This window comes from Microbacterium sp. FW305-3-2-15-F-LB2, assembly GCF_058787255.1.
The window spans coordinates 94,339-108,179 of sequence record NZ_JBYSZO010000002.1 but is presented as its reverse complement, the minus strand read 5'-3'; the positions used below and the strand labels follow the sequence as shown (position 1 = coordinate 108,179).

Genomic DNA, 13,841 nt, shown 5'->3' with positions numbered 1-13,841 from the left:
TCCTTGGGGGTCAGGGGACGATGACCGTCTGCAGCTCGTTGACCTCGAGGTCGACTGCGCTGTTGGTGGTCAGGTTGATGGTGCCGCCGGGGCCGGCGAGAGAGGTCCACGTCACGGTCCAGTTCGTCGTGGCCGTGACCGTGAAGCGATCGCCGGGGTTCCGGCTCGAGGTCGACGTGTACTGGTAACCGCAGGTCGGCGACGTCGTCATGCCGTAGCCGACGTTGTACGGGGTGCCGGTGTTGCCGCAGGTCGTCGACGCGCCGTCGCCCATCTGCCAGCGAACGGACGTGGCCTGAGCGGTCGCCGTGATCGTCTGCCCACCCAGCGTCGCGGTCTCCGTATAGGGGCCCCAGGTCAGGGGCTCGGGGTTGTTGACCCAGAGCCAGATCGGCACCCCGACGTAGCCGCGACGGTGACCCCATTCCGGGTTGACCTCGGGAGCCATGCCGATGTCGATGCCGCGCAGGGCGAACGTGGAGATGAGCTGTTGAGCAGCGGCACCCGGAGTGAGCACCCGCAGCCCCGGCGGGACCGTCTCACCCCAGAAGTTGCTCTCCGTGCCCAGGCCCGGCGATCCACCGGGCGTCGGGTTGAACATGATGCAGCCGTAGTAGCCGGCCTCCTGCGAGTAGCCCGGCGGGCGGGCCGGCCATACGCCGTCCTTCATAAAGACGTAGCACTGCCGCGTGTTCGACCAGTACGAGTCGGATCCACCGCAGTCGATGATCGCGTAGAAGCGCTGGTAGGTGCCGCCCTCGAACACTCGAATCTGATCCTCGGTCCAGCCCAGCTGCAGAAGGCCAGACTGCGAGTTCTCGTAGTAGCAGGTCGGTGCGCCAGGGGTCCACCCGTTGCTGTCCGGGTTCGGCGCCGGATCCGAAGGTATCGAGATCGTGAGGTAGCAACGCGAAGACTCCGGGTCACACCAAACACCACCGGCAGCATTAGCAGGCGCAGCCGTGGCCATCAAGGTGCCTGCGATCAAGGCGATCGAGGCAAGGGCGGTGACTAGTCGTTTCAGCATGCGATCTCCCGAGCTACGGTCAGCAGCTCTCCCCCAGACTGATCAGGTTGTAAACCAGCCAGGTCTCGCTCTCGCTGTCGTAGACGACCTGGTAGTCGAAGGTGCTGCGAGCTTCGGGGCGCATGGCCTCCGACCCGTCGCTAGCCCAGACCTTGTACTCGCTCGCGTCCTGGCAGGCATTGATCGTGACAAGACCGTTCTCGATGCCTTCCCACTCCTGCCCGTAGGAAGCAACCGTTTCGTACTTGATCGCTCCCTCTGTGGTTGCGGGGCCTTCGACGTTCACCTGGTCGACGTTGAGAATCGGCCCCTCTGCGATGCCAGCTGCATCGTTGACAGCGACCTCGAGAGCTCGCCCGGTCGCCCACGCCTCAAGCGGCGCAGTATCGGTACCACCAGCTGCGTTGACCTCGCCCCGTGTGACGAAGTACTGGGTCAGCACGGTCTCCGCTGCGGTGATCGCCTCATCCTCGCTCGCCGGCGGCGGAACCTGTGCGTTGCTGGCGGTAGGCGTGGGGGTCGGGGTGTCTGTGGGGCTGGCGGTGGGGTTCTGGTTGCCGGTGCCCGTGCATGCGGTCAGCGTCAGTGCGGCGGCGATGATGCCGGCGATGGCGAGGCGCTTGATGCTCATGGTGGGGCTCCTATTGGGTGATCAGCTCTGCGGTGGCTGTGGCTTGGACGGGGAACGGCACGGGGAGGAAGGTTGCCGAGTAGTCGGTGTCGACGGTGACGGTGATGCGGTCGCCGCTGACGGCGACGCTTCCTCCGACGCCAGCGGCGGCGAGGTAGCCGTTGGCGGCGCTGACGGCTCGGTTGCTGTCGATCGCGGTGGTGCCGTCGATGATCGCTTGGCCGCTGACCGCGTTCGCTGCGGCTCGGGCGGCACTGGCTGCGGTGGTGTAGGCCTGCTGGTTGGCTTGCACCTTGCCGGCGCCGTCGACGACGAGTCCGACGATCGCGAGGAACGCGACGGTCATGATGACGAAGTAGATCGTCGCGACGCCCTTGTCGTCACGGAACTTGGCTTGGAGCCTCTGGATCATGGTTTTCATCGCCGCTCCCTGTAGGCGTCGACCGGAGAAGCAGCGGTGCCTGTGAGGTCGCGGGTGCCGGGGAGGCCGATCATGGCGGCGTCGCTGAGTGCGACGGTGCAGGAGACGGTCGCACTGACTCGGCCGGTGGTCCCGATCGGGGCGCTCAGGCCAGAGGCGTCGATGTTGACGGAGAGGGTGGTGCAGTTGACGCCGGACTGTTCCATCGAGATCCGCGCCATGTCTTCGGCGGCTTCCTGCGCCTCGGCTGTGGTGCGCGCGAGCGAGGCTTCGCGAGCTGCGGCTGACGCTGCGGACTCGACGGCATTGCCGGCCAGAGCGAGACGTCCGGAAGCTGCGAGCAGCACGAGCACGGCGGCGAGGGCCGGGGCGAGGATGGCGATCTCGAGGCCGGCGGAGCCGCGGTCGTCGCGGAGCTTGGCAATGAGGGTGCGGATGGTGCGCATCAGTTGACCCACCTTTCAGTGGGGCCGGTCACGGTGACGTCGATGTTGGTGGTCAGTCCGGGGACGAAGGAGGGGGCGTTGCCGGTGACGGTCACTGTCACGGTGTTGGCGCCGCGGTCGACCGCGACGGACGCGCCGCTGATCGGTGAGCCGGACTGGTTCAGGACAGCGAGGCCGGCGGTGGAGCCGTCTGTTCCGCTGGCGTTGTAGGCGCGGGCGGCGTTGTAGGCGCTGGTGGCGGCGGCGTGGGCGAGGTTGTTGGCGTGAAGGATGATGCCCAGGTGCAGGAAGACCGCGAGGACGAGCAGCAGTACCGGGGCGATGATCGTGTTCTGCAGCGTGGCCGCACCCCGATCACCGGCGAGCGCTTCTCTGAGGCGCTGCCGGTGACCGGGGTTGGTGGTGCGGACCATCTGCGGGTGGCTCTTTCAGCCGGTGGGGATCTGACCGGCGTAGGCGTTGATCGCGGTGACGATGATCGCCACGACGGCCACCGCGGCGAGCGCGATCCCGGCGGTCCAGATGACCTGCTCGAGGGTGATGGAGCCACGTTCGGGCTCTTCGGTGAAGCGAGCTGCCCGCCCGCGCATGCGGGACAGGAACTCTCGGCTCAGGGTCGACATAGGATCCTGGTTCCTTTCTCTCTCTGGGTGGGTGGTGCTTGGTCTACTAGGTATAGGCCCCGGTTTGGAGCCTTCGCGGACATCGGTGGATAAACAACCTTTCAGAAGAAAGCGTTGAGAACGAACGGTGTGCCGAGGAGGAGCATGAAGAGGACGCCGGTGAGGGTCATCGGGATGGTCATCTTGTTGGTTGCTTTGTTCGCCTCCGTCACTTCGTCATTCAGAAGTCGGTCCCGGAGGTTCTGCCCCCGTGCCCTGAGTGTCTCATATACCGATGCTCCTTGCTCCCCTGAGAGCCTGATCACCTTGGCGATTTCACCCAGGTCGGGGACGTTGATCTCGACGGAGAGCTGCTCGAGCGCGTCCCAGGGGGCGGTACCGGCGTAGCGGGCTTCGGTGAGGGTTTGGCGGATACGGACGAAGGCCCAGTTGCGTCCGACTTGGGCTGCGGACTCGAGGGCTTTGCCGGGAGGGGCGCCGCTGATGCGTTCGGATCCGACGAGCTCCATGTAGACGGCGACCGAGCGGGAGAACTCCTTGCGGGCGGCTTCGGCTTGGTCGCGGACGAGCAGGTTGGGCAGGTACCAGCCGCCGATGGCGAGGGGGATGCCGAACAGTGCGGGGATGTAGAACGCGGTCAGGCCGAGGACTTGGAAGATCAGTCCGATCGCGATGGGGGCGATGAGGCCGAGGCCGGCGGAGAGCACCTTCTGGTACAGGAACCGGTTGACGCTCATGCCGATCAGGCGCAGATCGCGGGTGGGGATCTTGAGCGAGGGGCTGTCGCCGACGCGACGGAGGACGGCTGAGCCTACCCGGTTCTCAAGGGTGGCGGCGTAGGCGGGGTCGGCGGCGACGGTGGTGGTGCCGATCCGATCGAGCGCTGCGGAGAGGCTGGGCTGGGTGGGCACCAGTGCGGCGATGACCAGCGCGAAGCCGAGCCCCAGGACGAGGCCAGGGAGGACGATTAGTGCGAGGTTCACTTCTCACCAGCTTTCTCGGAGGCAACGAGCAGACGGGGTGCCGGCACGCCGCGGCTGATGCGTCGCATCCACAGCAGTACGAGGGCGTAGCTGACGAGGTACGCGGCGAACAGGAGTTGACCGATCGGGGTGCCGTAGGGGGCGGAGTACTGCTGGGCGAGGACCAGAAGTACGAGCAGCGCGACGGTGAAGTAGACGACGAACCTGGCCTCGTTGCGCGGGGTGGCGCGGTCGGCTTCGATCTGTCGGCGCATCTTGACCCGCTCGAAGATGCTCTTGGCGAGATCCTCGAGCGAGGCGGCGAGACCGGAGCCGCGGAGCTCGGCCTTGCGGAGAAGATGCATCACGAGCACGTCCGCGGTCTCGTCGTTGAGATCGTCGGCAAACGCCTGCAGCGCCGCGGTGGTGGTCCACCGGGCGTTGATGCGCGCGACGAGCTGCGTGACCTGTGGGCGGATCGCTTCGGGGCAGCTGCTCAGCGATGCGGCGATGGTGCGTTCGAGGCCGGCACCGGAGACGGTGAGGCCGGCGAGGCTGCGGGTCCAGGACTCGAGGGCGTCGAGCTTGGCGATCGTGTTCTCCTCGGGGCCCTTCTGCAGCAGCCATGGCAGGCCGACAGCGGCGACGGGCACCGCGATCACGAGCAGCCACCATCCGGTGATCAGCGCGAACACCAGACCGACCGCGGCGCCGCCGACGAGCTGGATCTGCTGCGTGCGGGTGAAGTCGCGTGTCGCCTTCCCGCGAAGTGCGCTGCGCGTGGGCAGCCCACTGGTGCTGGGCTTATGGGCGGCGCCGAGGATGACCAGGATCGCGCCGGCCACCGCGACGATGATGCACAGAGCGAGGGTTGCGGTAGTCATCTCACACTCCCAGGTTCGCGGGATCGAAGCCGTAGAACTTGAGCTCCTCGAGGAGCCGCGGCGATGGCATGTCAGCGGTGATGAGGCTGCCGGTGGATCGGTCGAAGCGGAACACCTGAGAAGCCACAGGGCGGGAGTTGTTCTGCTCCTCGCCGGGCAGGATCTCGGCGATCTCGGTGACGACGCGGCGGGGCTTGCCGGTAGCGGGGTCGATGATCTTCGAGATCTGCACCACGATCTTGATGTTCTGCTCGATCATCCGGTAGGCGTACACGGGGGTCGTGTTGTTGCCGCGCGACAGCATCAGCGCCGACATGCGGTCGATCGAGTCGTCTGCGCTGGCGGCGTGCAGAGTGGACAGCGACCCGACACCGGACTGCATGGCCTGCATCATGGCGTAGATCTCAGGCCCGCGGACCTCACCAACGATGAAGCGCTGCGTGTCCAGTCGGAGGGTGTCGTAGACCAGGTCTTCGGGGGTGATCTCACCAGGCAGCCGCCCATCGGCGCCACGCTCCCCCTCCCCCGGCTTCGCCTCGAGCGAGACCACTCGAGGGTGGCGGTCGTTGATCTTGTGAAGGTAGAGCTCACGCTCCATCTCGATTGTGACGATCTTCTCCTCGGCCGGGATGCAGTCGGCGAGCGCGCGCAGCAGTGTGGTCTTGCCTGCGCCGGGGAAGCCGCTGGTGACGACGGAGACCCCGGCGATGACGGCCGCGCGGAGGAAGGCTGCCGCCTGGCGGGTGATGGTGCCGCGCTCCACGAGCTGGTCGAGGGTGACGTCGACGAGGCGGTGGATACGGATGACGATCGTGGGGCGGGTGGCGACGGGTTCGGCGATCGCTGCCAGGCGCGCTCCGCCGGGCAGGTCCATGTGCAGTCGCGGCCGGGCGCTCGTGAACGATCGTCCGCCCTCACCCGAGCGGGCGGCGAGCAGGTTGATCTCTCGCTCGAGCTCACGGTCATTCTCGGCGATCGGGTACTGGTACTTGACCACGCGGCCGTCCGCGTAGGAGATCCAGACGTCGTCGAACCCGTTGATGTGGATGTTCTCAACGTCGGGCTCGTCGACGAGCGGCTGCAGCCGACCCAGGCGGAACAGCTGGTCGAAGACGGCCTGCCGGATCGCGGTCTGCATCGGCGCCGGCCAGCGGCCCTCGCCGGGGCGTCGGGTCTGGTCGTCGACGCGAGCTCGGACCCGGTCAACGATGTGGTCCTGCGCTGTCTGCTCGCGCTGCTCGGCAGTGATGTCCATGGACTCGCTGAATACCGCGGCGAGCTCACGGGAGACCTCGTCGCGAATGGCGGCGATGTCGGCCCAGGGCAGATCGCTGCGCGCGTCGAGGGTGGTTTGCGGAGTGACCTCGGGTGCAGGCCGTTCGGGGGTGGAGGGCGGTGTCGGCACGATCGGAGCAGCAGGTGTCGTGGGGGCGGCTTCGGCCGGAGCGTTCCGCTGCGCCGCACGGGTCAGGTGCGCGGCGGCGTGTCCCAGGTTGCGCAGGCCCGTGTCGGCCGGTGCGGTCGTTGGTGCCTGCGGTGTTGCCGGTGCCGGCGCGGTGGCCGGTGCTGGCGCGGTGAAGAACGGGATGTTGCCCAGGTCTGCAGGGTCGGGCGTGGAGTCGCTCACTGCTGTCCCTCCCAGTCGGTGGTTGTGTATGTGCGGGTGTTGAGGACATCGCTGTAGCTGTGCAGCAGTGCGCCGATGGCCCGCGAGTAGGGGGTGCGCTGGGCACCGAGGGTGGGTGCGCCGACCGAGTAGATAGCGGCGCCCTTCGGATCCCAGGGGATGGTGCCCAGCAGGTTCATGCCGATCTGCTTGGTGACGGTCTTGAGAGGCCAGGTCTCCTGCGTGGTGGAGCGTTCGGTAACGAGGAGATCCACGTAGCTGGCGTGCCCGATCTCGTTGAGCGTGTTCAGCAGCCACTCGGGGACGGTGTTGCGGTTCTCGTCGAGGGATCGCCAGTGTGCGAGCACGGCTGCCACGGAGGGCAACGTGCGATCGGTGAACAGGGTGATGCTGTCCGCCTCGCGCAGTAGCGGGAGACGAGGGTCGTTGACGTGGAGGCGCCCGCCGTCGACGAGGATGTCGTAACCGGCGGACTCGTAGGGTCGCAGCGCGTCGAGCAGTGCCCGCCAGAAGTGGGGGCCCGCGCCGGCGGCGCCCTGCAGGCTCTTGAAGCCGGGGATGAGCACTGAGCGGGGGCTGAGCTCGACGGTCTGCTCCCAGAGCTTGTCAGGGGTCAGAGCGCCGTACTGGTCTGCGACGGCCGCTTCGGTCAGTCCGGTGCTGTGGTAGACCTGCCCGCGGATGAGTCCGGGGATGATGCTGCTGGTCTTGGTGGTGTCAGCCTCGACGAGGATCACGGGCTTGGACCAGTTGAGGGCCAGGGCGCCGGCGGCGGTGGTCACGCCGGGGGCGCCGGACGCGCTGGCAAGGAAGATGATCGCCATGCGGGGTCACTCCCCCGTCGAGTCGATGACCAGCGCGACACGGCCGGTGGCGGCACGAGCGGCGATGTCGGGTGCTTCACGGTTCGGCACGACCAGGTCGACAACCCACACCTGGGTCTCAGTGTCGTAGGTGGCGGTGAACACCGTGGCGTCGAAGCTCTTGGGGGTTTCGACGGGCGGGTCGCCCTGAGTGACGGGGGTCTCGACGACACGGACGTTGTCGCCTGCTGCGAGCTGGTAGCCGGGCATCTGCGCCTGGGTGAGCGTGACGCCCACGATCGAGGAGCCGGACGGCACCGCGAGGGTGTCGCCGGTGTTGGCCGACGTGATGAGGGTGCCAGCGGGCAGGTCGACCAGCGCGGTGGTTCCGACGAGGTCGGCGGCATCCGCGGCGGAGACGGCGTCGACCTGCTGCCCGCCGGCGAGCTGGATGGTCGTGAGGTCGTCTGTGGTGATCGTCTCCCCGCGTGAGACATCGACGCTGGTCGCCATGACGCTGACGGTGCGGGTGAGGTTCGTGGTGACCCACCACACGCCGATTCCGCCGAGGAGGACAAGCGCGATGCCGAGGGCGATGATCGCGGGGCGCCGGCGAGACTTCGTCGGCTGCAGGACTGCAGGAGTGAGTCCTTGCTTCTGCTCGCCCTGCTCGGTGGTGTCTTTCGTGCGCTTGCTCTTGCGGTCAGTGGTGGTGGTCATTGGAAGTCAGTCCTTCAACGTGGGCGGATGTGGCGTAGGTGTCTAAGCAGTTCGGTGAGTGTCTCATATACCGCTGTCGCGACAGCTGGTCTTCTGCTGTAGCTGGACACCGCACCGTCTATTCGAGAGGCGGAAGGAATGCCTCGTAGGCGGTGATGATGACGAAGTTCCGGGAGGGAGCATCGAGTTCAGCGGTGACGCGATCGAGGATCGCGCGGTACGACGGGGCAACGCGCACGGTGTGCTTGACGCGAGGCCCCGCATCAGTGACGGGGGCGGGACGCTTCTGCCGGTTGAACAGATCCGTCCAGTCCTCGTCAGTCTCTTCTCCGCCGGCGGTGGCCTGGCGGATCAGTTCAGGAAGACGCTTATAGGTGGCCGAGACGGCGTCCAGGAGGACCGTCTGGTGGCTCTTGCGCGTCTTGGCCATGTACGCCTGCAGTCGGTCGTTCAGCGGGACCGGAAGGTGGACAGGGACGCCCTTGGTCGCGGTCTCCCGCTCCTCCCCCTCTCCCCCGTCTTCGTCCTCCGCGCGGGTCGTGCGAGTCGGCTGCTTGCGCGGCGCCTGCTTCTTCGCAGGAGCGGCCGCAGGTTCGACCGCCGCTGCAGGGACGGGCTCGGTGGGCGGAGCCTGGTCGACGGTGGGCTCCACGGGTTCTGCGGGAGCCGGCGTCGGCACGGCGCGGCGGGTGAGTTTTCCGAGATCCTGGCGTGCCACGTCAGGCCTCCTTCATCTGGTTGGCCCACAGCGATGTGAGCTCCAACGCGACACTGGTGTAGTCGGAGATCGCTGCTTGGTTCTTGCGGGAATCGGTGTACTGCGTGACGACCTTGCCGTCGTAGGGAGCGTCCTCGATGCTCGCGGACAGGCGGATGTGACGCTGGAACCGCGGGAGTCCGATCTGTCCTTCGATGAACTCGACGGTGTCGAGCTGCTCTTCCCAGTCCTCGAGTCGCCGCCCGCCTCGGCGGGTGTCGATCTTGTTCAGCAGGAGTCGGTAGGGCACCCCAGTCGGGATGATGTGCTCGGCGAGCGTGTCCGCGACGGACTCGATGGCCATGGTGGCCGCTTCGAGCGGCAGGACGATGAAGTCGGCGACCTGCAGGACTGCGGTGAGAACGCCGGTGTTCTCATGGCTGCCAGGTGTGTCGACGAGGACGATGTCGTATCCGTCGAGGTCACGCAATCCCATGATGTTGTTGGGGTCGACGTCGGCGGCGAAGTCGAACGGAAGGTCATCCCCCGCGCGCTCGGCCCAGCGTGCTGCGGACTGCTGCGGGTCGACGTCGACCACGAGCACATTGTTAGCGCGGGACAGCGCGGCCGCGAGGTTCATGACGGTGGTGGTCTTGCCCACCCCGCCCTTCTGGTTGCAGACGCCGATGATTCTCACGATCGGCCTCCACGGCTGAGGGCGTTGGCAGCGGTCGCGCCAGTCGAGCGCGCGGTGTGCGGATGTGTGGCGCGGGTATGGGGCAACTGTGGCGGGTTCATGGGCGCCAGTATAGCGTCACATTCACGCCTATATGCAACAACAATCGCGCGTGTCTGGCGCGACACATGCGCTAGAGCATGTGGAGCTACGGCGCTAGAACTGTGCGATGAACGCGCTCTGTCGGTGCAAGAACAACGCAAGCAGAGCGCTTGACAGTGCGCATCATCTAAAACAAGACCCGCGCCATAGTGGCTACATACGGGCACAAGCAATGCGCAAGTAAGGGGCCGTACAGGCGACAGCCGGGCGCTCGTAATGCGCACGTTAGAGCGCAACAGCATGCGCGGGTAGGGCGATGTAATAGCGCGAATATTGCAGTTGATATTGCGGATGGCTGGCGCGGGTATGGCGCGGGGGTTGCTCAGCGTATCGCGCAAGTGATGCGGTGATCTGGCGGGGGAGTGGCGGAGGCTATCGCGGTGTTGCTGCGAGGGTACAGCGCAGAGCATGGCGGCGGGGTGGCGCGTGTGTAGCGCGGCGCTGGCGATGGTGGGGTGCGCGGTGTCGCGAGGGCTGGTCATGGAGTCGTGGTGGGGCATCCAAACGATGGATGCGGGCGTAGACGGGCCTGTGCGGCCTGCTGAGGCGATTTCGGCCATGAGGAGGGCTCCGAGTGAGGCGGAGGGGAAGACAGGGCCCCTGGGGGCCATCCAGAGGCCCTGTCTGTCTGGGGGGGCGGAGCGGGAGTGTTGCTCCGGCCTGTGGGGAGCGCTCGACTCGTCGACTGCGCTTGCCCCCTGGATGGCGGGTTGGCTCAGCTGCGGCGCGGGGCGTAGGAGACCTTGGCCTCCATGTCGCCGCTGACGGCCTGCATGAGCTTGGTGCGGATTCGGCACACTCGGCGGTTGAGCGTCTCCCGGCTGACGCCGAGCTCGACAGCTGCTTCCTCACGCGCCACACCGGGATCACCCTCCGCGAGCTCGATGCGAGCAAGCAGCTGGACCTCGTCGCGGCGGAGGGTGCCGGAGTCGATCGCCCAGGTGAGGATCGTCACCAGATCCCGGAAGACGTCATCGCTCTCGTCGGGGCCTGCGATCTTCTCGAGCAGCTCGTCTTCGACCGGCATTGCGTCGACGCTGTGCTCGCTGCCGAACCAGACTCCGAGGTTCTTGATCGTCTCGAGGCGGATGTTTCCGGAGACGGAGTGGACCCGCTCGAGCGGGTAGGTGTGAATGACCTCCCAGAGCACGCCGATCGTCGCGGTACGGGCGTCGGCGGGGGAGTGCTGCCACAGGCTGCGCATGCTGCTGCAGCTGCTCGGCAGCCGCAGCGCGAGCGGCATGAACGACTTGAGCAGGACGCGGCCGGCGATGGTATCGCCGGCGTGCTCGAGGGTGAGCAGCTCGAGCAGGAGCGCGTCGCGCTGTTCGGGAGCTTGCGGCTGCCGGATGAGGTTCACGGCCTCATCGCCAGTCAGCTCGCCGAGCGTTCCGAAGTGGTGAGTGGTGTGGGAGTGGAAGCTGTTCCACTCATCGAACAGCTGGTCGGCAAGAGGTGATGTCTTCGCCCAAGCAGTCATGAGAAATGGCCCTTCGTCGTGACGTCGGTTGACGAAGGGCCACGTTCCTCAGCACCCCTGGTTCAGATCCTGGAAAGTTCCGGCCGGGCAGGAGAGCGCCCGATCGGCGGATGCTGGCTTCGGTGGATCTGAGTTGCGATCCGATGCTGTAAATACCTGTTCAGGGGCGGTTTCCATGCCTCGCTGCATGGGCGCAATATCCACGCAAGATTTCTTCGATCCGCGATGTCCGCGAAGGGCCGAAAACCCGGCCTATACAGATATGCCCCCGTTGGTCGGGAGGCATCAGGACTCCGCGGAAGGGACAGAAACGTGAGCGAGAGCAGCACCGCAGACAGCGCCGACGACGCCATGTGGGAAGGATTCAAGCCCGACGCTGCACGCGCGATCCGTGCGCGCCAGGGGTTCGAGGAAGCAGTGGCGAGCACTCTCGACGCACCCTTCGACCCCTCCACGCATGGTCGCGTGGTGAAGGCGGTTGAGGAGCTTTCGGCAGCGGTGCCGGCAGCTCTGCGGGTGGCGCAGCTGCGAGTGGGAGGAGCTGCATAATGGCGCGTCGTGAGAAGACGTCGAAGCCGGCCAAGGAGACGAAGACCGTCCCGGCACAGGGGAGCAGCTGGACCCATGGTCGGCAGCTGGGCGGCAAGCTGCTGTCCGCGCTTCTGTTCGCCGCGATCGCGTGTGGGCCTATCGCGCTCTTCGCCGCGGCCGCACGTCCGGCGCCCGTCGTCGCCGCAGCGCCCGAGGCGCAGGCAGCGGGACTGAGCACGCAGCAGCAGGCTGCCGGCGGTTACGCGGAGGGCTTCGTCTCCTCGTGGCTGAGCGCGACGAAGGACGCACCGGGCGACCTGGCTACCTACGTCGACCTGGCGGCGCTGCGGCAGCTGTCGGTCACGGCCTGGGAGTACCGCGACCTGTCCGTGGTCTCCATCACGCCCGTCGACGGCTCGGACTTCGTCAACGTCGTCGTCGCGGCGAACATCAAGGAGCTGTCGGTGACGGACTCCGACGACACCAGCACGACGAGCTGGCCGCGCCGCTACTTCCAGGTGGCGATCGCGGTCAACGGGGACACGGTGAGGGCAGTCGGTCTCCCGGCCCAGATCTCCGCTCCCGTCCAGGGCGAGACAACGTCGCTGGTCTACAAGCAGACCATCGGATCCTCTGACCCGTCCGCGGAGACAGTGTCGGCGTTCCTCGGCGCGTACCTTGCCGGCTCGGGTGACCTGTCCCGATACAGCGCCCCGGACACATCTTTCGTGGCGATCTCGCCCGCCCCCTACGTGATGGTCAACGTCGAGGAGATGCGGTCAGACCTGACGCCTACGGAGTCCCCGAGCGATGGCGACACCCTCAAGGTGCTCGCGACCGTCTCACTGCTGAGCCCGCTGGACCAGCAAGTGACCTCGACGTACACGCTCACCCTCACCGCGCGTGCCTCCCGCTGGGAGGTCAGCGCCATTGATCTTGCACCGCAAGCGGTCTCCGACAAGGGATCGACAACCCCCACGCCGACACCGTCCGGTAACGGCAACTAAGGAAGGAACACCAACCATGTTCGATTGGATCAACGGGATCACCGCTGATGCGACGACTGCTTTCCGGGCGGTCGTGTTTCTCGCAGCAGCAGTGATCTTCTTCGTCGTCGCCGCCAAGGTGCGGTTCGCCATGGCGACGACCATCATCACCGGCATCGCGTGCGGCCTGGCCATGTTCCTCGCCGCCGGCGGTGGCGAGTGGGTCATGGGCCTCATCCAGACCGAGACCGTCGACGCCATCGGAGTCACGATCCATCAGATCGCAGCTCCGGCGGACGCCCTGGTGCTCAACGAGACCACCACCGCGGCCGGCGACACGGTCTACCGGCTGGTCGCGTAAAGGGGCGAACGTGGCCGATCGCGACGAAGAGAGAGAGGTTGCGCGCTTCTACACGCGCAGCCGCCGGTTCCCAAAGTTCATCGGCCGTCTCCACGACGGCACGAAGATCCCCGGGGGCCCCTACACGCTGACGCAGGGCGTCGTCCTGGCGATCGTCCTGGTCGTCGCCCTGCTGACGCAGAGCGTGTGGGGGACTGGCTCTCCGATCGTCGATATCCCCGTCGCTGCCTTCGTGTCCTGGGGAGCAGCGTGGGGAGCCGGAAGGATCCCGGCCACACGCCGGAACCTGCTGAGCATCATCACCAGCGGCCTGTCCGCGATGACCCGCCCCGCAGCCGGCCGCTACCGCGGAGTGACCATGCGGGTTCGCCCGCCCCACTTCGCAGGCGGCGGAACAACGATCGCCGAGCCGGTCGGAGCCACGCTCACCACCCCGGATAGCGAGACCACCGCACCCGCACCGGAAGCGCCCGTCGTGGCGCAGCCGGTCCTGCAGCCGCGCTCGACGCCGCTGCCGGCGCACGCACCCGCACACGCGGTCAGCGGCGTCGAGCGCCTGCTGCAGCAAGCCCGAGGAGGCAACTGACCATGAACAACACCGACATCCCGCTCGGCATCATCGGCCGAGGCCGCGGCTACGTCATCAAGACCCTCGTGGTCAAGGCGGAGACCGCGCGTGGGCCGATCTGTGCGGACCCCGCTACCACGAGCTACGCAGCCCTCCTCCCCATCCTCGGCGGCACGCCGATCACGGCACCCCTCAGCGGCGGTCGCGATCTGCTGCTGGCCACGCCGACCGACTGA

The 13,841-nt window shown here is 66.9% G+C and carries 19 protein-coding genes; 5 read left to right on the top strand and 14 right to left on the bottom strand.

Features of this window, described 5'->3' with window-relative positions; all coding sequences use genetic code 11:
* Positions 1-10: 10 nt before the first annotated feature.
* The 14 genes from AC3WLZ_RS17960 to AC3WLZ_RS17895 all read right to left on the bottom strand — a co-directional run bounded on the left by AC3WLZ_RS17960 (position 11) and on the right by AC3WLZ_RS17895 (position 11,159).
* The gene (locus AC3WLZ_RS17960) at positions 11-766 is read right to left on the bottom strand and encodes a hypothetical protein (protein WP_253247343.1); all 756 of its coding nucleotides are present in this window, start codon (positions 764-766) and stop codon (positions 11-13) included.
* Between the two features lie 280 nt (positions 767-1,046).
* On the bottom strand, positions 1,047-1,658 hold the full coding sequence (locus tag AC3WLZ_RS17955) for a hypothetical protein (protein WP_005052688.1): 612 nt from the start codon (positions 1,656-1,658) through the stop codon (positions 1,047-1,049).
* Positions 1,659-1,668: 10 nt separating this feature from the next.
* Entirely contained in the window at positions 1,669-2,079 is a 411-nt protein-coding gene (locus AC3WLZ_RS17950; protein WP_005052691.1) for a pilus assembly protein TadG-related protein, read from the bottom strand.
* Positions 2,076-2,525 (bottom strand): hypothetical protein, encoded by a 450-nt coding sequence (locus tag AC3WLZ_RS17945; RefSeq protein ID WP_005052692.1) that lies wholly within the window; start codon positions 2,523-2,525, stop codon positions 2,076-2,078. Before AC3WLZ_RS17945 ends, AC3WLZ_RS17950 begins: the two co-directional genes overlap by 4 nt.
* Positions 2,525-2,938 (bottom strand): TadE/TadG family type IV pilus assembly protein, encoded by a 414-nt coding sequence (locus AC3WLZ_RS17940; RefSeq protein WP_005052695.1) that lies wholly within the window; start codon positions 2,936-2,938, stop codon positions 2,525-2,527. Before AC3WLZ_RS17940 ends, AC3WLZ_RS17945 begins: the two co-directional genes overlap by 1 nt.
* Before the next feature lie 15 nt (positions 2,939-2,953).
* Entirely contained in the window at positions 2,954-3,148 is a 195-nt protein-coding gene (locus AC3WLZ_RS17935) for a hypothetical protein (protein WP_005052697.1), read from the bottom strand.
* Between the two features lie 101 nt (positions 3,149-3,249).
* Positions 3,250-4,131: a type II secretion system F family protein gene (locus AC3WLZ_RS17930; RefSeq protein WP_005052700.1), complete on the bottom strand. Its 882-nt coding sequence runs from the start codon at positions 4,129-4,131 to the stop codon at positions 3,250-3,252.
* A complete protein-coding gene (locus AC3WLZ_RS17925; protein ID WP_005052702.1) occupies positions 4,128-4,994 on the bottom strand; it encodes a type II secretion system F family protein in 867 nt (288 codons plus the stop codon). Before AC3WLZ_RS17925 ends, AC3WLZ_RS17930 begins: the two co-directional genes overlap by 4 nt.
* Position 4,995: 1 nt before the next feature.
* Entirely contained in the window at positions 4,996-6,621 is a 1,626-nt protein-coding gene (locus tag AC3WLZ_RS17920; protein WP_005052704.1) for a TadA family conjugal transfer-associated ATPase, read from the bottom strand.
* Positions 6,618-7,445 carry a CpaE/TadZ family protein gene (locus AC3WLZ_RS17915; protein WP_005052708.1) on the bottom strand — a complete coding sequence of 276 codons (828 nt, stop codon included), beginning with the start codon at positions 7,443-7,445 and terminating at the stop codon, positions 6,618-6,620. Before AC3WLZ_RS17915 ends, AC3WLZ_RS17920 begins: the two co-directional genes overlap by 4 nt.
* Before the next feature lie 6 nt (positions 7,446-7,451).
* Entirely contained in the window at positions 7,452-8,144 is a 693-nt protein-coding gene (locus AC3WLZ_RS17910; protein ID WP_005052710.1) for an SAF domain-containing protein, read from the bottom strand.
* Positions 8,145-8,262: 118 nt separating this feature from the next.
* The gene (locus AC3WLZ_RS17905) at positions 8,263-8,862 is read right to left on the bottom strand and encodes a hypothetical protein (protein ID WP_005052713.1); all 600 of its coding nucleotides are present in this window, start codon (positions 8,860-8,862) and stop codon (positions 8,263-8,265) included.
* Position 8,863: 1 nt separating this feature from the next.
* On the bottom strand, positions 8,864-9,538 hold the full coding sequence (locus AC3WLZ_RS17900; RefSeq protein ID WP_005052715.1) for a ParA family protein: 675 nt from the start codon (positions 9,536-9,538) through the stop codon (positions 8,864-8,866).
* An 856-nt stretch (positions 9,539-10,394) separates the two neighbouring features.
* Entirely contained in the window at positions 10,395-11,159 is a 765-nt protein-coding gene (locus AC3WLZ_RS17895; protein ID WP_005052717.1) for a hypothetical protein, read from the bottom strand.
* A gap of 312 nt (positions 11,160-11,471) precedes the next feature.
* Between AC3WLZ_RS17895 and AC3WLZ_RS17890 the strand changes: the two genes are divergently transcribed.
* The 5 genes from AC3WLZ_RS17890 to AC3WLZ_RS17870 are packed head-to-tail and all read left to right on the top strand — an operon-like array spanning position 11,472 to position 13,841.
* Positions 11,472-11,708 (top strand): hypothetical protein, encoded by a 237-nt coding sequence (locus tag AC3WLZ_RS17890; protein ID WP_005052720.1) that lies wholly within the window; start codon positions 11,472-11,474, stop codon positions 11,706-11,708.
* Positions 11,708-12,697, top strand: coding sequence for a conjugal transfer protein (locus AC3WLZ_RS17885; protein ID WP_005052723.1), 990 nt, complete (start codon positions 11,708-11,710; stop codon positions 12,695-12,697). Before AC3WLZ_RS17890 ends, AC3WLZ_RS17885 begins: the two co-directional genes overlap by 1 nt.
* A 16-nt stretch (positions 12,698-12,713) precedes the next feature.
* Complete coding sequence (locus AC3WLZ_RS17880; protein WP_005052725.1) at positions 12,714-13,037, top strand: hypothetical protein; 324 nt, start codon at positions 12,714-12,716, stop codon at positions 13,035-13,037.
* Positions 13,038-13,047: 10 nt separating this feature from the next.
* On the top strand, positions 13,048-13,623 hold the full coding sequence (locus tag AC3WLZ_RS17875) for a hypothetical protein (RefSeq protein WP_005052728.1): 576 nt from the start codon (positions 13,048-13,050) through the stop codon (positions 13,621-13,623).
* A 2-nt stretch (positions 13,624-13,625) separates the two neighbouring features.
* Positions 13,626-13,841: a hypothetical protein gene (locus AC3WLZ_RS17870; protein ID WP_005052730.1), complete on the top strand. Its 216-nt coding sequence runs from the start codon at positions 13,626-13,628 to the stop codon at positions 13,839-13,841.